At 43.2% G+C, this 19,515-nt stretch carries 15 protein-coding genes and 1 pseudogene; 8 read left to right on the top strand and 8 right to left on the bottom strand.

Annotated elements, in window-relative coordinates:
* Positions 1-128 precede the first annotated feature (128 nt).
* Both chlG and AB0756_RS23765 read left to right on the top strand, forming a co-directional pair.
* The gene (chlG, locus tag AB0756_RS23770; protein ID WP_038089803.1) at positions 129-1,166 is read left to right on the top strand and encodes a chlorophyll synthase ChlG; all 1,038 of its coding nucleotides are present in this window, start codon (positions 129-131) and stop codon (positions 1,164-1,166) included.
* A gap of 311 nt (positions 1,167-1,477) precedes the next feature.
* A complete protein-coding gene (locus tag AB0756_RS23765; RefSeq protein ID WP_050045201.1) occupies positions 1,478-1,765 on the top strand; it encodes a hypothetical protein in 288 nt (95 codons plus the stop codon).
* Between the two features lie 68 nt (positions 1,766-1,833).
* On the opposite strand, the gene AB0756_RS23760 is transcribed toward AB0756_RS23765, so the two are convergent.
* Positions 1,834-2,634 (bottom strand): inositol monophosphatase family protein, encoded by an 801-nt coding sequence (locus tag AB0756_RS23760; RefSeq protein WP_038089805.1) that lies wholly within the window; start codon positions 2,632-2,634, stop codon positions 1,834-1,836.
* Positions 2,635-2,825: 191 nt separating this feature from the next.
* Positions 2,826-4,304 carry a BCD family MFS transporter gene (locus AB0756_RS23755; protein ID WP_050045200.1) on the bottom strand — a complete coding sequence of 493 codons (1,479 nt, stop codon included), beginning with the start codon at positions 4,302-4,304 and terminating at the stop codon, positions 2,826-2,828.
* A gap of 132 nt (positions 4,305-4,436) precedes the next feature.
* Between AB0756_RS23755 and AB0756_RS23750 the strand changes: the two genes are divergently transcribed.
* Positions 4,437-5,387 (top strand): aldo/keto reductase, encoded by a 951-nt coding sequence (locus tag AB0756_RS23750; RefSeq protein ID WP_038089808.1) that lies wholly within the window; start codon positions 4,437-4,439, stop codon positions 5,385-5,387.
* A 79-nt stretch (positions 5,388-5,466) separates the two neighbouring features.
* Here AB0756_RS23750 and AB0756_RS23745 read toward each other — a convergent pair whose 3' ends face one another.
* Positions 5,467-6,114 carry a Uma2 family endonuclease gene (locus AB0756_RS23745; RefSeq protein WP_038089811.1) on the bottom strand — a complete coding sequence of 216 codons (648 nt, stop codon included), beginning with the start codon at positions 6,112-6,114 and terminating at the stop codon, positions 5,467-5,469.
* A gap of 136 nt (positions 6,115-6,250) precedes the next feature.
* Between AB0756_RS23745 and AB0756_RS23740 the strand changes: the two genes are divergently transcribed.
* Entirely contained in the window at positions 6,251-6,481 is a 231-nt protein-coding gene (locus AB0756_RS23740) for a type II toxin-antitoxin system Phd/YefM family antitoxin (RefSeq protein WP_038089814.1), read from the top strand.
* 113 nt (positions 6,482-6,594) lie between these two features.
* A pseudogene (locus AB0756_RS23735) lies at positions 6,595-6,930 on the top strand (PIN domain-containing protein); the annotation flags it as partial.
* A 72-nt stretch (positions 6,931-7,002) separates the two neighbouring features.
* On the opposite strand, the gene ilvD reads toward AB0756_RS23735, so the two are convergent.
* The 4 genes from ilvD to AB0756_RS23715 all read right to left on the bottom strand — a co-directional run bounded on the left by ilvD (position 7,003) and on the right by AB0756_RS23715 (position 12,822).
* Complete coding sequence (gene ilvD / locus AB0756_RS23730) at positions 7,003-8,688, bottom strand: dihydroxy-acid dehydratase (RefSeq protein WP_038089998.1); 1,686 nt, start codon at positions 8,686-8,688, stop codon at positions 7,003-7,005.
* 280 nt (positions 8,689-8,968) lie between these two features.
* Positions 8,969-9,841, bottom strand: a complete 873-nt coding sequence (locus tag AB0756_RS23725) for an MBL fold metallo-hydrolase (protein ID WP_038089816.1) — start codon at positions 9,839-9,841, stop codon at positions 8,969-8,971.
* 684 nt (positions 9,842-10,525) lie between these two features.
* On the bottom strand, positions 10,526-11,482 hold the full coding sequence (locus tag AB0756_RS23720; protein ID WP_038089820.1) for a heme o synthase: 957 nt from the start codon (positions 11,480-11,482) through the stop codon (positions 10,526-10,528).
* 380 nt (positions 11,483-11,862) lie between these two features.
* Positions 11,863-12,822 carry a COX15/CtaA family protein gene (locus AB0756_RS23715; protein WP_038089821.1) on the bottom strand — a complete coding sequence of 320 codons (960 nt, stop codon included), beginning with the start codon at positions 12,820-12,822 and terminating at the stop codon, positions 11,863-11,865.
* A 458-nt stretch (positions 12,823-13,280) separates the two neighbouring features.
* On the opposite strand from AB0756_RS23715, the gene AB0756_RS23710 reads away from it, so the two are divergent.
* The 3 genes from AB0756_RS23710 (at position 13,281) to AB0756_RS23700 (ending at position 16,931) form a co-directional block, all read left to right on the top strand.
* On the top strand, positions 13,281-14,363 hold the full coding sequence (locus AB0756_RS23710; RefSeq protein ID WP_038089826.1) for a cytochrome c oxidase subunit II: 1,083 nt from the start codon (positions 13,281-13,283) through the stop codon (positions 14,361-14,363).
* Between the two features lie 82 nt (positions 14,364-14,445).
* Positions 14,446-16,176, top strand: coding sequence for a cytochrome c oxidase subunit I (ctaD, locus tag AB0756_RS23705; protein WP_038089829.1), 1,731 nt, complete (start codon positions 14,446-14,448; stop codon positions 16,174-16,176).
* Positions 16,177-16,307: 131 nt separating this feature from the next.
* On the top strand, positions 16,308-16,931 hold the full coding sequence (locus AB0756_RS23700; protein ID WP_038089833.1) for a cytochrome c oxidase subunit 3: 624 nt from the start codon (positions 16,308-16,310) through the stop codon (positions 16,929-16,931).
* Between the two features lie 287 nt (positions 16,932-17,218).
* Here the strand turns inward: AB0756_RS23700 and AB0756_RS23695 are convergent, their stop codons facing one another.
* The gene (locus tag AB0756_RS23695) at positions 17,219-19,510 is read right to left on the bottom strand and encodes a PAS domain-containing hybrid sensor histidine kinase/response regulator (RefSeq protein WP_237265939.1); all 2,292 of its coding nucleotides are present in this window, start codon (positions 19,508-19,510) and stop codon (positions 17,219-17,221) included.
* Positions 19,511-19,515 lie beyond the last annotated feature (5 nt).

The raw sequence follows: 19,515 nt of genomic DNA, 5'->3' as shown, positions 1-19,515 counted from the left end.
TTAGTGCAGTTAGCCCTATGCCTTCGGTACGGTGCGTGATGCCGCAAGCTATGCCCATAAAGGTATTGTTCTCTGGACTCACCATTAGCCATGAACCATTAGCCATTAGCAATCAACAAACCAATATTATGACTGAATCAACACCCATTACCCCAGACCCCAATTCAGCACAAGTTGCAGACACAGAAATACAGACAGAAGAAGGGAAAATTGCCGATCGCAGTGCAAAAACCAGGCAATTACTAGGTATGAAAGGAGCCGCGCCTGGGGAAACCTCTATATGGAAAATCCGCCTGCAACTGATGAAACCCATTACCTGGATTCCTTTAATCTGGGGCGTCGTTTGTGGAGCAGCTTCTTCTGGTAACTACACCTGGACATTGGAGAACGTGTTAAAGTCAGCAGCGTGTATGTTGTTAGCCGGACCGATATTAGCAGGTTATACCCAAACTCTCAATGAGTACTACGATCGCGAAATTGATGCTGTCAACGAACCTTATCGCCCCATTCCCTCAGGCGCAATTCCTTTACCACAAGTCATTACACAAATTCTTGTTTTACTCATTGCTGGTATTGGTCTAGCATTCGTATTGGATGTTTGGGCTGGTCATGACTTCCCCAATATCACCGTGCTTGCTATATTTGGTTCTTTCATAGCGTACATATACTCTGCTCCCCCTCTCAAGCTAAAACAAAACGGGTGGTTTGGAGGTTACGCCCTTGGCGCTAGTTATATCGCCTTACCTTGGTGTACCGGTCATGCGTTATTTGGCGAACTCAATTGGAAAGTCGTAGTTTTCACCGTAGTTTATAGTTTGGCAGGTTTGGGAATTGCCATTGTCAATGACTTCAAAAGCGTTGAAGGCGATCGCCAGTTCGGATTAAAATCACTACCCGTCATGTTTGGCGTAACCGCAGCCGCCTGGATATGCGTCATTATGATAGACGTTTTTCAAGCAGGAGCCGCAGCCTATCTCATCTACCTTCACGAGAACTTATATGCAGCCATTCTTGCATTGCTCATTATTCCACAAATCGTATTTCAGGATATGTATTTTTTGCGCGATCCATTAAAAAATGATGTAAAATACCAAGCCAGTGCTCAGCCATTTCTCGTGTTAGGAATGCTTGTTGCTGGTTTAGCCATTGGTCATGCTGGCATCTAATTTATACCTCCACAGTCAGACGATTAAAGTGTGAAGTATGAAGTATAAGGAATGAAGTCAAATTCATCAACAAATTGAGGGTTAAGAAAATACTCCCTTCTAGGCATTTAATTACATAAAAACATAGGGTAGGCACTGCCCGCTAAAAATGAATGGTAAGCAGTACCCACCCTACACAAATCGGTAATTTTAGAGCCGAAAGGGCTTACGAAGTTGAGGAATCTGAATCCATCTATCAACTGATTTTTCATACTTCATTCTTTTTTGCGTCACTTCTAACTCCTAACTAATTATCTGTATAGAGACTTGCCGTGCTCGAACTACTCAATTATTTATTTCACGCAGTTCAACCTTTTATAGTACCTATTTGCTTTCTGTGTGCTTGGTCATTAACTATTACCGTCGCTTGGAGTCTTTGGACAGCAGCAAGAGACAGCGTGAGCGCAGCAAAGCAGATGCATCAAATTCCCTGTGTTGGGTGTCAGTACTTTACCAATGACTATCGCCTCAAATGCACCGTCCATCCTTCTATTGCTAATACAGAAGAAGCCATAACTTGTTTGGACTATCAACCAAAAACAAATCCTATGCTTTATTAGTTAGTAGTTAGTCGTTAATAATTGCTAACCAAGTTTACGGGCGCAATACCTTGCGCCTTTACCAACCGCTAACTACTAACTATAAATTGAGAAAAAATGGGAATCAATTCTTGACGGCTCACAACCAGAGTCGGGAAAGAACGAGCTGTATAATCTTCACCCGATTTTAAAGGAAAAGGTTCTGAGTCGAGCGATACCCAGCTACCACCTGCAGCTTGAACAATCACCCAAGCTCCAGCAAAATCCCAAATTTTTGGTGTCGCTTCAACCCCACCCAACGTCGCACCTGCTGCAACACTCAGAAAATTGTAGCTAGCCACACCTAGCATCCGGATTTTGCATGGAAAATCTTTTTGCATGACCGACGTGCTGCGAGAACAGAGGTTGAAAAAATGATTGTAACTTGGATCGTCGTTGCTTGCGCGGACAGGCTGATAATTGCGAAATGCTCCATTTGGCAAATCTAACCCGGATGTACCCCTCCAAAAACCGTGGAAAGCTTCACCTATGGGCGGAAAATAAACGTAGCCAAAAACAGGTGTACCCTGATATAGCAAACCTAATGAAATTCCCCAAATGGGAATACCACGAGTAAAGTTGGTTGTACCGTCTAAAGGATCGATAACCCAGCACCATTCCGTACCGGGGAAAACTTTATTACTCTCTTCAGTAAGAATGCCATAATCGGGAAAAAGAGCGGCGATCGCATTCCGAATTTCCCCATCTGCCCATTTATCCGATTGCGTCACCAAAGTGCCATCGTCTTTTTGGGAAGCTTGTACTCGCCCAAAATCTTGCATTAACTGCTTCCCTACCCTAGCTGTGGTTGTTTGGGCAAAATCTATAATCGTTGTCCAAAATTCATTCATACAAATAATTGGCTAATAGCTAATAGCTAATAGCTAATAGCACTGTTAGCAATGACTCCCTTTCCGCCATTTAATGACCTAAAGACGTAGGGTAGGCTATGCCGCATGACAGCAAGCGGTGGAGATTGCCCACCCTACTAATAGCACTGTTAGCAATTAGCAATTAGCCATTAGCTATTAGCAAAATAACATCAATCTAGCTCGCTTTCCAAAATAGAAGCAATCGCTTGCTTGGCATTGTTCTGGAATTCTTTCACATTCACTCGGGTCAAGAACCAAATTGCAAGAAGCATTCCGATGGCTTGCAACCCAAACACCAAACTGTAGGCCAGTACCTTTTGAGCAAAGAAAAATTTGCCCACATCCAGTACTGCACCACCACTCACTGTCGCTAATGCCCTTGCGATCGCCTGCGCTAAACCCCAAGCACCAATGAATGTTCCGGCTGTTTCCGCTGCAGTTAAATCTAGCATCAGGCTAATCGCTCCTGTTGTGGTTACACCTGATGCCAAACCAAATAGCAGTAAAGATCCTTGTAGGAATTTCTCGTTACCTGTAAATCCCGATGAAATGATAAATGCCATGGTGAAAGCAACAGCAAAACATCCTAACATGGCAGTTTTTTGTTTGCCCAGACGTGGCACGATGAGAAAGCCCGTTGAAGCAATACCTATCAACGTTCCCGTTCCCCAAAATGCATTAAGTCTTGTTGTTTGAGCAACACACATTCCAAAAACTTCACCACCATAAGGTTCCATCACAGCTTCTTGCATAAACAAACTGACAGTCATCACTAATAGAAAAGTGAAAAACAAACCAGTTTGCCGACTAGCCGTTAACACCTTAAGTGCTTTTTCCAAAGTAATTTGATCTTCTCGTTGCGTGACTGTCGAACGAATGCCGTACCTGGAGTATTTTTTTTCAACACCTGCTGTAGCTAGCACTGCCAACCCAAAAACCACAGCTGGCAAAATGAAAAACAGACGGTTTATAGAATTTTGCAATGCTGCTAGCTGTTCGGGCTGGCTGTATAAAGATACCGCTCTTGCTGTTTCTTGGCAAGTCGTGGCTGCAGGTAGTAACTTTGAGCTTGTAATTGCTCCAATCACAATACCTACCATTAGCATTGACCAAACAATACCAACTAATTTAGAGCGATTATCTTCATCAGAAACATCAACTAGCAATGCTGCAAAGGGTGTGGAACTCGAACTTAGTGTCACTCCATAGAAAGCAAAAATTCCGGCTAACAGCGCAATCCAACCGTAGGTTTGAGCCGTCCAACCTCCCGCATAAAAACTAGCACCTAGTTGCCAAGTCACTTGTACCGCTAAAAAAGCTGCGATCGCAAATAGTGCTGCACCTACCCACACGTAACCTGTACGGTGATTGTTTAAAAAAGGTTTAGCATCAGATAATTGTCCAAACCACAACCTTGTGGGTGCTACAAGTTGGTGCATTGCGATCGTACCCGCTACAAGTGTAGCTGGAATTGCTAATTCTTTAATCATGATGCGATTCAGCACTCCTAAGGTGAGAACCGACATGATGCCCAACCCCATCTGAAATAAGCCCAAGCGAAACATCGTGAATAGGTTAACCTTGGGCAATGATTCTAACTTTGCTGCTTTATCTGACTGAGGATTGGGTGAAAAATCACTGGTTGCCATAACCCACTACCAACGATAGATCCCAATATTAATTCAGAATAACCCTATCTCAACCTATTGACTGTGCGGAAACAATTTCTGAGAAGCTACACTTGGAGTGTAAAGAAATGTAAATATAAAGTTTAATTAACTGTGGAAACAATCGCACTAGGACAGCAAGGCCCAAACGTAACACCCCTTTGTATTGGAACTTGGGCTTGGGGTGATAAACTTTTTTGGAATTATGGCAATAACTACGGTGCAAAAGAGTTAAAAGAAGCTTTTGATACAGCATTAGAAGCGGGCGTCACCTTCTTTGACACTGCCGAAATTTATGGTTTTGGAGTGTCTGAAAGCTTTTTAGGGGAATTCACGCAGAAGACTGATAAACAGGTGCAAATTGCTACAAAATACGGTCCTGCACCATGGCGATTTATGGGTCAATCTGTTGCTGATGCGTTAACAGAAAGCTTGAAACGCCTGAAAGTGGAGCGAGTTGCTCTATACCAAGTTCATTGGCCTTTCGCATTTTTTATGAGTCAAGAAACTCTCATGAACGCTCTAGCAGATGAGGTGAAACGAGGCAGAATTGAAGCTGTTGGTGTTAGTAATTACTCAGAACAGCAAATGCGAGAAGCTCACCAGTTATTAGCTGCTCGCGGAGTGCCTTTAGCAGTGAATCAAGTCCGCTATTCCTTACTGACTCGTCAAATTGAAAGCAATGGCATTTTTGACACGGCTCGCGAGTTAGGTGTCACAATACTGGCATATAGCCCACTCGCTCAGGGGTTATTGACAGGGAAGTATACAAGCGAGCGCACTTACGATTTTAAAGATGGTAGGAGAATAGACCCTCGATTTAGCCGAGAAGGTTTGCTGAAGATCGAACCCGTCATATCCGTATTGCGTCAGTTGGGAGAAAAGCACGGACGCACTCCCGCCCAAGTTGCCCTCAATTGGTTAATTGCCCAAGGTAACGTCATTCCCATTGCAGGAGCAAAAACAGCCGAACAAGTACGGCAAAATGCAGGTGCTTTGGGTTGGAAGTTAGCTGATGATGAGGTTAGGCAGTTAGAAGAAGTCAGTCGCCCTTGGTTGAGGTAATACAATTTTGGATTGAACAAAAAGTTGAGTAGCAGATATGCTACTTGGCTTTATTTTCCTTCTCCCTAGTTCTTCTCCTTCAATGAGAAGGAAGCGAGCAGTCATTCGATCGTGGTAGAGCCGAGTCAAAAATCTGTTGCGCGGTGAGTTTAAGTTGAGGTAGAGCGCGGGAAATGACTGTATCATTAGCTCGGTATATTTTTTTCACGTATTCCCCGTTAACAAGTTCGCAAACAAAAATAGTAGGTTGCTTGGGGTCTCCTATAAATTCCCTTGCCCCCAATGCTTTATAATCTACAATCCAATATTCTGGAATTTCCATTTCTTCATAGTCTGCAAATTTTTTATAATAATCGTCGCGCCAGTTTGTAGACACAACCTCAATGACGATTATGACTGATGCAGCTTGAGTAACAGTCGATTCCTTTTTCCACAGGGGTTCATTTTCAAGGTTATCGCGGTTTATTAATAAAATATCGGGAGCGTAAGCGGATTTGGCAGAGGGCGTTTTAACAAACCCAGTTTTTGGAATGTTGTAGGGTAAATTCAGCCTATCGAATTCAATTCCTATTTTTCGTGTCAAAAAACCAACTACATCTTCATGGTCTCCGGTTGGTGGTGCCATCTCAATAATTACTCCATTGTGTAGTTCGTACCGCTTACCGTCACTGGGGAACCACTCAATAAATTCTTCATAAGTTACTACTTTGGGTAAGGTTTGGACCATAATTAGAACCTCTATATACTATTCCTATACCGCCCATGGGTGAGCAGAAGGTAATCGCCCGATTTTTAGATTGTAAAGCTAATATGGGTAAAATAGATGTGCGGTCAATTTCCATACCTTAACTTTAGAAACCACCATGAAACAAATTACCCTTACAGAGCTTCCTGAAACCGTCCAGAACCTAATTAACCAAGCTCAAAAAACAGGTGAAAAGTTGACTATCATACAAAATGGTGTCCCCTACGCCATCATTTCCCCTATTCAGAAAAAATCTCTCCTAGCAACCCTTTCTAATCTTGAACTATTGGACGAAGATTTTGCCGATGTGGACGAAGGATTATTGCCTTTAGATAATATTGAGCTTTAAAAATGAGTTATTTATACTTGTTAGATAAAAACATCATTTCTGAACTCATTAAAAACCCTAGAGAATTTATATTTTCAAAAATTTAAAACGTCGGATAAGATACAGTTTTTACAAGTATTATAGTAGCTTGTGAATTAAGATTTGGAGCGAACAAAAAGAATTCTCAAAAACTCATAGAAAAACTTAAAATCATTTTGGATAGTATTGAAATACTACCCCTAACTCATCCTATAGAGCAGTATTACGCGGAAATCCGCACAGATTTAGAACAGCAAGGTAAACCGATTGGAGGTAATGACTTATTAATTGCTGCCCATTCTTTAAGCCTTGGTCTAACTCTCGTGACCGCCAATGTTCGTGAATTTTCCCGCGTTTCTAATTTAAAAGTAGAAAACTGGCTTGAACCTGATGAAAAAAGTAACCAACTAAGCGAGGCGGAGCCTCGCTAAATGCATTCCCAGGCGGAGCCTGGGAACGAGGGATTCTCTACTCCCTACTCTCTGTGTTAGGGTGAGGGCAACTTAAAACAAATCCAAATCTGTGACAGCACCCAAACTGCAAGAAGACACCAACTTGGCATATTTTGCTAACACACCAGTTGTGTAACGGGGTGGAGGTGCTTGCCACTTAGCCCGTCGCTGTGCTAATTCTTCATCGGAGACGTGTAACTGTAGCAAACGAGCATGGGCATCAATTGTGATAGTATCGCCTTCTTCTACCAGAGCGATCGCACCTCCAACAGCAGCTTCTGGTGCAACGTGACCGACAACCATACCGTAAGTCCCACCAGAAAAGCGACCATCGGTAATCAGCCCGACAGAATCTCCCAAGCCAGCACCAATGAGCGCTGAAGTAGGAGCAAGCATTTCCCGCATTCCCGGACCACCTTTAGGTCCTTCGTAACGGATCACGATAACGTCTCCGGAGTTAATTTTCTTTTCTAGAATTGCATCCAAGCAGGATTCTTCTGATTCAAAAACTCTTGCCGGTCCTGTTATTTTTGGTGTCTTCACCCCGGTGATTTTTGCTACAGAACCTTCTGTCGCCAAATTACCCTTCAAGATAGCCAGATGTCCTTGTTGATACATGGGATTGTTCCAAGGACGGATAACATCTTGATTGGCAGGTGGTTCTTCAGGAACCTCTGCGAGAACTTCCGCCACTGTTTTTCCAGTGATAGTGAGGCAATCGCCATGAAGGAGATCGTGTGCGAGTAACATTTTCATGACTTGCGGAATGCCACCGACTTTATGCAAGTCTGTTGCTACATATCGACCGCTTGGTTTTAAATCGCACAGTACGGGAACGCGAGCGCGAATGGTTTCAAAATCGTCTAAGGAAAGTTCTACACCCATAGCACGAGAAATTGCTAGCAGATGTAACACCGCATTTGTAGAACCACCTACTGCCATAATGACAGAAATAGCATTTTCTATAGATTTGCGGGTAATAATTTGGCTGGGTAAGATTTTTTTGCGAATGGCTTCTACTAGGAAAAAGGCTGACTTTTCCGTACTATCAGCTTTTTCTTCATCTTCTGCTGCCATTGTGGAAGAATACGGCAAGCTCATCCCCATTGCTTCAATAGCACTAGACATGGTGTTTGCTGTATACATACCACCACAAGATCCAGCACCAGGGCAAGCTCTACGCTCCACTTCCATGAAATGATTTTCGTCTATTTTATCAGCAACATATTGCCCCACCGCTTCAAAAACACTGACAACCGTTAAATCCGTTCCGTTATAGTGTCCGGGTTTGATAGTTCCTCCATAAACAAAGATGGCAGGAATATTCATGCGAGCAATAGCAATCATTGCTCCTGGCATATTCTTATCGCAACCGCCAATTGCCAAGACACCATCCATACTTTGTCCGTTGCAAGCGGTTTCTATGGAATCAGCAATGACTTCCCTCGATACTAGGGAATATTTCATTCCCTCTGTTCCCATAGAAATACCATCGCTGATGGTGATCGTGCCAAACAGTTGTGGCATTGCCCCGGCGCTTCGGACTCCTGCTTCTGCTCGTTCTGCCAGTTTGTTGATTCCCATGTTACAGGGAGTAATAGTACTGTAGCCGTTGGCAATACCAACAATAGCCTTGGTAAAATCCTCATCTTGAAAACCAACAGCACGCAGCATGGCTCTATTTGGCGATCGCTGCACTCCCTGTGTCACAACTTGACTTCTAAAATTCTCTGACATTTTGCTATTCCCCAGTCCCGTCATCTTCCCTATGATGCATTTGTTCTGTGATTATCGCAAAATAAGTGGCTATATTTATGCGACGGGCACAAATCGTTTGTGCTTATATGAGCATCATAGGTAGACTATTTTAAGATGTCCAATATATGTTTGTTTAAAATTGAGACTTTTAAAATATCAAAAATTTAGAAGTACGACACCTCCAGTACTTTATTGCTTTCGCTAGTGATTGTGAACAATGGGACTGGGAAAGTAGTTTCCAGTCCCCGGTCTTCATGCCCTAGTCCCCAGTCATTAAAGCAATACACTTACGCATTTGCTCGCGCATGGTGTCAGGATCGGCATGATATCTCCGCCCGTGACCGGGTAAAACCCATTCAAATGAGTAATGTGCAAGCTGACGCATGGATTTAATTTGTTCTGACCAGGAATACCAAGTGTAATCTCGGAAGGCTTCTAACTGTTTGAGATCTTCAGACCAAGCCAAATGATCGCCAGTAAAAAGAAATTTGTTTTTGTATAGTAAAACAGTATGTCCTTTAGTATGACCGGGAACGGGAATAATCAATGAGTCTGGAGTCAGTAAAAAGGGTTCTAAACCTGTTAGCTGTATTTCTACACCGCGAGTTCCTGTAGTGATATCGTCTGCATGGAGAATGCGATCGCACTTAAAATGGTCGGCAAACTTTTGATGATCGGCAACATCATCTTTATGAGTTAAGTACATATAGCGAATTCCTCCCATTTTTTCCAACCTTTTGACTAAAGGAGGTACAAATTGAGGAGAATCTACTAAAACATTACCTTCAGGAAGTTGAATAAAGTAACTAGCGCCTCCATAAGATTTTTCCGAATGATAGCCGCAATGATAGACGTTATCGTCTATTAGAATCGGAAAACTGAGTTGAGCAATTTTAATATCTTGCGGTGTTTCTACTGTGCCAATAGAATGAGTTGGACAAGATAAAAGAGCTTGAAGTGCTGCCAATCTTTCAGTCTCGTTCTTTGGTTGATGATAAACTGCTGACTGTTCTCCAACATCTGTATATACGGATGGAGCCATCCAACGACAGGTATCGCAATCTATGCAACTTGTATCGACATAAAAATCGCCATTAATATTTTCGGGGCGACGTAGATTTAAATGAGCCATGATATTATACCTTTGTGGAAAATATTTAAGCGAATAGAATTCGCAGCTACACAGACAAAACCCACCTACGTGGGTTTTATGAATTTTGATTTTTTGTATGGATTGAGCGAATAGAATTCGCGGCTACACAGGCAAAACCCACCTACGTGGGTTTTATGAATTTTGGTTTTTTGTATGAATTGAGCGAATAGAATTCGCGGCTACACAGGCAAAACCCACCTACGTGGGTTTGCGGTACCTTGGTTTTTTGTTAGTCCGCGCAGGCGGTGAGTCCAGCCCTGTAGGCGGGTTTCCCGCGCCCTGGGAACTGGTGAGTCCAGCGCTGCAGGCGGGTTTCCCACGCCCTGGCGACTGGCGAACAAGGGAGGGCGAACAAGGGAGGGCGAACAAGGGAGGGACTTTGTTTGTATAGTAGCGAATTCTATTCGCAAAGATTTTTCAGATATACTCTAAGCGTTCAAGCAGGAAATTATTTTATGAGGGATTTTAGTATCATTTTCAATTAACAGCGATGATTTTGCTTACTGTTCTCCGTCTGTTGAAATCGTCATTTTGTTTTTCTAGTTTAACGCTAAAAACTAGACAACAAGAACGATCGCACGCCCAGAGATTGAGGTGCGATCGCGAAGCGCAAGCCGAAAGAGTGCTTATCGTTCTTAAATTTCCACTCAAGTTTTACCAGTTTTAGCCTACAAGTAGATGCAACTTATCTACAACAGCATTAATAACATGATGTGTAACAGGCAAACTATCAACAACCATGCCAAGGCATAACAGCATCATGTAAGAAATGGAGTAGAGAAACAATCCTTTTGCCAATGTCCGGTCTTCAGGATTGTGAAGCAATAGCCAAGCTTTGTGTATAAATATGGCTCCCAGCCAAAGAGCAATGACTGTATAGACTGTTCCACTTTGGTGTAGAGGATAAACAAGCAACAGTGTTGCTGCTACGGTCACTAGGGTGTAGTACCAAATTTGCTGCACTGTTGGTTTTGTGCCAGCAACGACGGGAAGCATGGGTACGCCAACCTTTGCGTAGTCATCTCGAATCATCAAAGCAAGCGACCAAAAGTGAGGCGGTGTCCACAAGAAGACGATCCCAAAGAGCAGCCAAGCAGCCCAGCTTAATGTACCGGTTACCGCTGCCCAACCGACTAACGCAGGAATTGCACCCGCCGCACCACCGATCACAATATTTTGGGTACTGTGACGTTTGAGTAAATGCGTGTAAATCAGTACGTAAAACACAATGCCAGACATTGCTAGCAAGGCTGCTAGCAGGTTAGCAAAAACGGAAAGTAACGTGAAAGAAATAACAGCTAGTACCAGAGCAAAAATTAATGCATCGCGGGGCTGTACTTTACCAGAAGGAAGAGGGCGATGGCGTGTCCTCTCCATGTCATAGTCGATATCGCGGTCATAAACGCAGTTAATGACTTGGGCGCTTGCAGCTGCCAAAGTACCACCGGCGAGTGTGACTAGCAACAGCAATGGGTTGACCTCCCCTTTAGCTGCTATCCACATACTTCCAGCTGTAGTAATGAGTAATAAGGGAATGATCCTGGGTTTTGTCAGCTGGTAGTAGCTATGAATAACCTGTAGAAATGTTTGGTGGTGGCGAGAGACATTAGTCTCAATCATTTTGGCACTAATTCCTTATGTTTCAACAAATTGATCTGCTTCTCATGCTCCAACTTAGAATTTTGAGTTTAAGATTTTGGTGCGTGGAAATCATACTAAATTGGAAAAAGAATGCAACAGATAGTTGGGTAAAATTAGATCCAAGCAAGACTTCCTTAATCCAAAATAGAAAATCCACTCATGGTGTAACTTGTTGTGTCAATTTTGTGCATTTGCTCATAACAAATCACCCCACACGATCCCTACCTGTTAGAGGGACAAGTACCACAGATAGGGTGGGGTTTTCACCAAAATTGTGAAACTTTTAACAATCAACAAGTCATAACTAGATGTGCCAAGCCAAAATCTCAAACCTCAAATCAATGAGAGCCAGTAGCTAATTAGCTTGTAGGGTTTGCGTTGGTACTCTCCGGGTAAGAGTTGATCCCACGGCTACTAGCCCAGTCGCGTAGTGATAAAACTGTGAAAACCACCAAACTACCCAGTAAACAAGCTCCTACAGCTTGGTGAGAGACTGTAAGTGGTTCAACTTGAAGGTGCAACCGAAATGTTGCAACTCCTAACAAAAGTTGTATGATGAGCAACCCACCAGCTATATTTGCCAATCGCCGTAAAGTGGGATGCAATGCTGGTGTTCGCCAAGAGAGAAAAACAACAGCCAATGTTGCTGCTGTTGGCGGCACCACGCCAATAATATGGCTATACATTACAGCACACAGTTGGGAGCCACCAAAACACTGGTGTAAAGCCCAACGAGAGCCTACCAAGGCACCTAATATACTTTGTAAGTACACTAAAACAGCCGCTGTTAACCCCACCCATGGTAAATGACCAACGGTGCCAGTCCCTTGATAGGGAGTGAGTGTACTGCCAATAACCAACAGAGTTATGAAAAACAACAGTGCTGTTCCCAAGTGGGCGGTGACAATATCAAAACGCAAGAGTTCTGTTACGGTGAGTCCGCCCAGTATCCCTTGAAAAACGATGAGAAATAAGGCAAATGTCGATCCCCAAGGAAGCCAGCGAGGTAGGAATTGACGATACCACCAGGATATTGCCACAAGTGCGATCGCGCCAATCCCAATCAATGCTGCATCCAGCCTGTGAAACCACTCCAAGAACACTTGAAAATTCATTTGCTTGGTTGGCACCAGTTCCCCGTAGCACAAAGGCCAATCAGGGCAAGCCAGACCAGCATTCATCACGCGGGTAGCACTGCCTATTGCCATCAAAATCAAGGTGGCGGCACACAGTTTCCACACCAAGCGACGAATTCGTTCCTGTGGCACCTGTTGGGGCTCAGTTGTTGTATTTTCTTGTTTTAGGACAAATTCGCTCATGAATGATACCTTTTGGCCACTGTTAGGAGCTATAAAGATTCCCAGATTTTGTGATAAATGTCAGCACTGAACGGACACTCTTGCTTTCCTTAGGAAGGATTCCTCAAAGTTTCCAGCAGATGTCCCACCCATCTCCACCCTAGCGTACAAATTTAGGGAATTCGATCGGTTCTGACTATACTGTGAATCAAATAGCCACTTTTTGCCTGAAGCTTTAGGGATTTTTCAAGTTGTCAGGCGTTGATTGATAGTATTCACTTTAAATCCTTTAAATTTCCGCCCCTTACTGACATCCATCCTTTGGCACATCTAACGATGACTTTCTATTCAGAATTAAAAAGCGAGGCTAAAAATTAATAAAAATTTTAGGCTCTTGCCCGTCATCTCACTTAGGCTGAACTAGTGTAGTAAGTGAGTATGCTGCTCAGTCCAACGTAAAGTCACTAACATAGAAACCCGTGAAAATTCCAAGTACAATCTGGACGTTACTCATTGGCATAGTGTTGACCCTAGTCAGCCTGTGGTTCGGAACAAATCATGGACTCCTGCCAACAGCAGCCTCAGAGGAAGCATCTTTAGTAGACGGTTTGTTTAATGCGATGATGACCGTATCTATAGGTATTTTCCTCCTCGTTGAAGGTGTTTTAATTTACTCTGTAATTAAATATCGCCGTCGTGCAGGTGATAATTCAGATGGTCCTCCAGTATATGGAAACGTACCGTTAGAGATCCTGTGGACAGCTATCCCCGCTCTTATCGTTATTGGTATATCTGTTTACAGCTTTGATGTTTATAACGAAATGGGTGGTTTTAATCCCCATGCCGTTCATGACGCTCCTATCACCCCACAAGCGATGAAAATGCCAGGGGCAGCAATAGCAGCAACTTTATCCGATACGCCTCCAAGCACCGAACCCAATACAAACCAGGAAAAAGCTGCTGAGGCAATGCAAGATCCAGCCACAGCAGAAATCCGCAATTCCGATCAAATTCCTCAACTTCGGAATGCGCCAGGAGTGGGAAGTGTTGCTCCCACCATTGGACCAACACCTGGAAATGAAGGTAAACCCCCTGCTCTGGTAGTTAATGTTACGGGGTTGCAATACGCATGGATTTTTACTTACCCAGAAACCGGAGTCACCACTGGTGAAATGCACGTTCCTGTGGGACGTGAAGTCCAGCTCAATATTGCCGCTAACGACGTTATCCATGCTTTTTGGGTGCCGGAATTCCGCTTAAAGCAAGATGCAATTCCCGGAAGACAAAGCGAGCTTCGCTTTACCCCCAGTAAAGAAGGTGGCTACCCGCTCATTTGTGCCGAACTTTGCGGTCCTTACCACGGTGCAATGAGGTCACAAGTTGTTGTGCAAAAGCCAGAAGAGTTCCAGCAATGGCTGCAAGAACAACAAGTAGCCAGCAATGAAGATCTTAAGAAAGCAGTTGCTGTGAATCCTGCTGAATTATCCCCTTCTGAATTCCTCACTCCTTACACTCATAACATGGGAATTCAGCCTGAGTTGTTACATCAAATCCACAATTAGTGAAGAGTTGGTGGTTGCTGGTTGGTGGCTAGTTGTGTTTCCACTAACCACTAACCACTAACTACTAACCAAAATACTTTCTATGACACAAGCGCAAATTCAAGAAACAGCTAATATTCCAGCCCGGATAGAAGAACCAGGGCAGAGAAACTGGCGAGATTACTTTTCCTTTAACACCGACCACAAAGTTATTGCAATTCAATACTTGGTCTCCACCTTTATTTTCTACTGTATTGGTGGTGTCATGGCTGACTTGGTTCGCACGGAACTGCGAACTCCAGAGGTCGATTTTGTCACTCCAGAGGTATACAACAGTTTATTTACGCTACACGCCACAATCATGATTTTCTTGTGGATTGTGCCAGCGGGTGCGGGATTTGCCAATTTTCTGATCCCCTTAATGATTGGGGCAAAGGATATGGCATTTCCACGCCTCAACGCTGTTGCTTTCTGGATTATTCCTCCTGCGGGCATCTTGTTAATTGCCAGCTTAGTTGTAGGTGATGCACCAGATGCAGGTTGGACTTCCTACCCCCCATTAAGTTTGGTCACGGGTCAAGTGGGAGAAGCCATCTGGATTATTAGCGTCTTGTTGTTGGGAACATCCTCAATTTTGGGAGCGCTAAATTTCCTAGTCACTCTATTAAAAATGCGTGCGCCCGGTTTGGGATTCCACCAATTGCCTTTGTTCTGCTGGGCAATGCTAGCGACTTCAGCACTAGTTCTGATTTCTACACCCGTTCTAGCCGCTGGGTTGATCTTGTTATCCTTTGACTTGATTGCTGGAACAACATTTTTTAATCCCACTGGTGGTGGTGACCCCGTTTTGTACCAGCATATGTTCTGGTTCTACTCCCATCCTGCGGTTTACATCATGATTTTGCCCTTCTTTGGGGTAATTTCTGAAGTGATCCCCGTTCATTCTCGCAAACCAATTTTTGGTTATAAAGCGATCGCCTACTCCAGTTTGGCAATTAGCTTTTTGGGTCTGATTGTGTGGGCGCACCACATGTTTACCAGTGGTATTCCCGGTTGGCTGCGGATGTTCTTCATGATCACTACCATGATTATTGCCGTACCTACGGGAATTAAAATTTTCAGTTGGTTGGGTACCATGTGGGGTGGAAAAATTCACCTACGCACTGCCATGCTGTTCGCAATGGGTTTTGTTGGCACCTTTGTGATTGGCGGTATTAGTGGTGTGATGCTAGCAGCAGTACCCTTTGATATTCACGTCCACGACACTTATTTTGTGGTTGCACACCTGCACTACGTGTTGTTTGGCGGTAGTGTTCTGGGGATTTATGCAGCGTTTTATCACTGGTTCCCCAAAATGACAGGACGGATGCTGAACGAATTTTGGGGTCAAGTTCACTTTGCCCTCACAATCGTTGGTCTCAATTTAACCTTCTTACCCATGCACAAACTGGGTATGTTAGGTATGAATCGACGGATTGCCCAGTACGATCCTGCATTAACTTTCCTCAACGAAATTTGCACCTATGGTGCTTACATTTTGGCAGTTTCTACATTCCCCTTCATCTTCAACGTTATTTGGAGTTGGATGTATGGACCCAAAGCAGGCAATAACCCTTGGAAAGCTCTCACCCTAGAGTGGATGACAACTTCACCTCCAGCCATAGAAAATTTTGATAAAACTCCAGTTCTAGCAACCGGACCTTATGACTATGGCTTAGAAAACCTCGATCGAGATCCATCCTTACAAGACCCCGATCCCAATCAGTCCATGGGTCCAAGTTCGGTATTGCGTGCCGATCCTGACGAGCCATATCCCTCCATAGCAAATAAATGATGAGTTATGAATTATGAATTATGAAAATTTTCCTCATTCATAATTCATAATTCATAATTCAGTATATGAATGATGAATTCTAAAAAATTTTCTCATTCATAATTCATAATTCATAATTCAACAACAGATTCATGCAAAGTCAAACTATCGATCCAGCGAAGGCTGACCTAAATCATCATCATGCAGCAACTGTAGATGCTCATCATGAAGAACATCCAGACCACCGTATATTTGGTTTGCTCATGTTCTTAGTTGCTGAGGGAATGATTTTTATGGGTTTGTTCGGAGCTTATTTAGCTTACCGTTCTACACTCCCTGCTTGGCCTCCCGAAGGTACGCCTGAATTAGAACTATTGTTACCTGGAATTAACACGATTAACCTAATTGGTAGCAGTTTTGTTATTCACAATGCAGATTCCGCAATCAAAAAGAATGATGTGCGGGGAACACAATTGTGGATGGCAATTACTGCCGCAATGGGTATTATTTTCTTAGTCGGACAGGTGTATGAATACACCCATCTAGAATTTGGTCTGACCACTAATTTATTTGCCAGTGCCTTTTACGTTTTAACTGGTTTCCACGGGTTACACGTAACTGTTGGTGTTTTAGCAATTCTGGCTGTATTGTGGCGGTCTTTCAAGAAAGATCACTATAGCAACGAACATCACTTTGGCATACAAGCAGCCGAAATTTATTGGCACTTTGTTGATGTCATTTGGATCGTACTTTTTGGGTTGCTGTATTTGCTGTAGCTGACGCTCGTTCCAATTTCCTTGGGAAAACCCCGTTTGGGGTTTTTTTGTTTTTATGTAAGTAAGTAAGGATCTGGGGTAGCTGGGGAGAAAACTGCGATCGCAATTTTTTGTTCCAAGTCCAATCTTCTTATATATTACAGTAAATCTAGCAATTTACAGGGGATTAAGGTATAATTATCCTTTCAATCGGTGTCCCCAATTAATTTATGAACACTGTCTACATTTGTGATTTAGACGGTACATTGCTTGGAGGCAATGCAATTCTTTCTTCATTCAGCATCCATCTACTTATTGCTATTTTCTTCCACCAACTCAAGAATTTCATCAAAACAAAAATTTTGAACCAGATTGGTAAGCTCTTTAGCTAAAACAACATATTTTTCTGGGATTTTTTCAATTAATTGAAGAATTAAGCCAGCATCCACCTCAACAGCTGCTAGATGGAGCGATGTTACCCATTCTTTCGGCATAAGAGCCAAGAAAGACTGACAGTAAAATGTTGAAGACGAAATCTTTTTTTGTTTACGTTCTGCTAAATTCTTATTTTCATAGATATACTGTACTTTTAGATACTCGGCGATTGTCTGAAAAATAATTTCTTCTCGATAAGGTTTGCAGATAATGTCGTTGCAACCCGCTGCCAAAATATTGGACTTGTTCTCTTCAAAAGTGCTGGCAGTTAGAGCAATAATAACTGTCGATTGGCTTTGTAACGATGTTACCCGTAACTGTTCGCGATCGCGAATTTTCCGAGTCGCTTCATACCCATTCATGACAGGCATTCGCATATCCATAAAAATCAGATGGGGATGCCATGCTTCCCATTGAACGATTGCTTCTTGACCATTTGCTGCTGCACGAGTTTCAAAACCAACGGTGCTCAGTAATTGCGTTAGTAAATCGCAATTCTCCTTCCGGTCGTCTACAACCAAAATCCGGTACACTGCTTGTCCCGCACCCAAGCCAATCACCCGTTCTACTGGACTTGGCGATGCGACTTCAGATGGCTGAGCCAGTTCAACTTGAATATCAAAATAAAAAGTCGATCCGCGATCGACTTCACTTGTTAACCGGATATCACCCCCCATAAGTTGTACAAATTGACGGCTGATAGTTAATCCCAGCCCCGTACCTTCTTTCACTTGGATGCCACTTTTGGTTTGCATAAAAGGCTTAAACAGCTTGTTTAACTCTTCTGATGCAATTCCTCTACCCGTATCTTCGATTTCAAAAGCAATTTGGTATTGGCAATTGGAGATTGAGGATTGAGAATCAGCGTTTTCAGTCCCTAACTTCACCCGTAATGTGACTCCTCCTACATTGGTAAATTTGATGGCGTTTCCCAACAGATTGATCAGAACTTGCTGCAACTTACATTCATCTGTAACAATGTGTCGGGGTACGTTAGGTGCAATCTCAACTTCCAAAGAAAGGTGTTTTGCTTGAGAGCGTTCCTGGAACATCTCTTGAAGAGAATAAAACATTTGATACAAATCAAAGGAGACTGGGTTCAATTCAATCCGTCCCGCTTCAATTTTAGACATTTCTAGGACATCGTTAATTAAGTTCAGTAAGTGCTTTCCGCTACGGTTAATAGTTTCTAAAGATTCACGTTGTTTCTCAGTAAGCGTCGGATCTCGCTCCATTAACTGAGCAAAGCCTAAGATAGAATTCAGTGGCGTTCTGAGTTCGTGGCTCATATTTGCTAGAAAGGCGCTTTTAGCACGATTGGCAGTTTCGGCTGCTTCTTTAGTAATTCGCAGAGTCTCTTCTGCTTGTTTGCGAGCAGTTATTTCTCGAAAACTCCAAACACGCCCAATAATCTCGTTGCCATTCCATTGGGGGTGAGAATAACGTTCAAAAATACGTCCGTCTGTTAGCTCTACGATATCGCAAGCTTCTAGTTGTGGATTGTCAAACAAAAGTTCTTTGATTTTGGCAAGATACGCTTTTGGATCTCGTGTCTGCTCGGCCATAAATTTTAATCGTTCCTCACCCTTTGAAGGTAGCAGTAGCCCCTCTGGCATTGACCACATCTGAAGGAACTTTTGATTAAATAACGGAACGTTCAAGTTTCGATCTACAACTAGAATGCCATCGGCTGTGGCTTCCAAGGTTGCTTGCAGTAAGGATAAAGTTTCTGCCCGTTGGTGCTCGGCTTTTTGCCGTTCTGCTTCCAATTGCTTTGCTTTGGTAGCATCCCGAATCACCAAAACAGCAGATACCTCACCATTAGCTAATTGGGCACAGTTTCCAGAAATTTCTAAAATTAAGCTGCGATCGCCTTGTTGAAATTCGTATTCTGTTGTTGTATAGTCGCCGCTTAGGATTTTTAGATTGGGATAGGACTCTGGGAGAACTGCTTGACCTGCTAGAGTCAAAGGTAACAAATCCTGCAAGTTTGTATTAAGCACTAGGATGTGAGGTTTGTTTACCAGTTTGTCGAAAGCAGCATTACACCATTGAACTTTTCCTTGGCTGTTTGTCCAGATAATGGCGTCTGCGATCGCTCCCAATGCCACTTCCATCTTCCCAAGCACTGCCCGCAACTGATCGATCAAACTTGTTGAATTCATGATTA

The organism is Tolypothrix campylonemoides VB511288_2 (assembly GCF_045999855.1).
GTDB lineage: Bacteria > Cyanobacteriota > Cyanobacteriia > Cyanobacteriales > Nostocaceae > Scytonema > Scytonema bouteillei_A.
This window is presented reverse-complemented; position numbering and strand designations above follow the sequence as displayed.

Coding starts and splice junctions, on each gene's coding strand:
- AB0756_RS23755 (WP_050045200.1), bottom strand. CDS start 4,304: ATGGCAACCAGTGATTTTTCACCCAATCCTCAGTCAGATAAAGCAGCA.
- chlG (WP_038089803.1), top strand. CDS start 129: ATGACTGAATCAACACCCATTACCCCAGACCCCAATTCAGCACAAGTT.
- AB0756_RS23760 (WP_038089805.1), bottom strand. CDS start 2,634: ATGAATGAATTTTGGACAACGATTATAGATTTTGCCCAAACAACCACA.
- ctaD (WP_038089829.1), top strand. CDS start 14,446: ATGACACAAGCGCAAATTCAAGAAACAGCTAATATTCCAGCCCGGATA.
- AB0756_RS23700 (WP_038089833.1), top strand. CDS start 16,308: ATGCAAAGTCAAACTATCGATCCAGCGAAGGCTGACCTAAATCATCAT.
- AB0756_RS23715 (WP_038089821.1), bottom strand. CDS start 12,822: ATGAGCGAATTTGTCCTAAAACAAGAAAATACAACAACTGAGCCCCAA.
- AB0756_RS23695 (WP_237265939.1), bottom strand. CDS start 19,510: ATGAATTCAACAAGTTTGATCGATCAGTTGCGGGCAGTGCTTGGGAAG.
- AB0756_RS23745 (WP_038089811.1), bottom strand. CDS start 6,114: ATGGTCCAAACCTTACCCAAAGTAGTAACTTATGAAGAATTTATTGAG.
- AB0756_RS23720 (WP_038089820.1), bottom strand. CDS start 11,482: ATGATTGAGACTAATGTCTCTCGCCACCACCAAACATTTCTACAGGTT.
- AB0756_RS23725 (WP_038089816.1), bottom strand. CDS start 9,841: ATGGCTCATTTAAATCTACGTCGCCCCGAAAATATTAATGGCGATTTT.
- AB0756_RS23740 (WP_038089814.1), top strand. CDS start 6,251: ATGAAACAAATTACCCTTACAGAGCTTCCTGAAACCGTCCAGAACCTA.
- ilvD (WP_038089998.1), bottom strand. CDS start 8,688: ATGTCAGAGAATTTTAGAAGTCAAGTTGTGACACAGGGAGTGCAGCGA.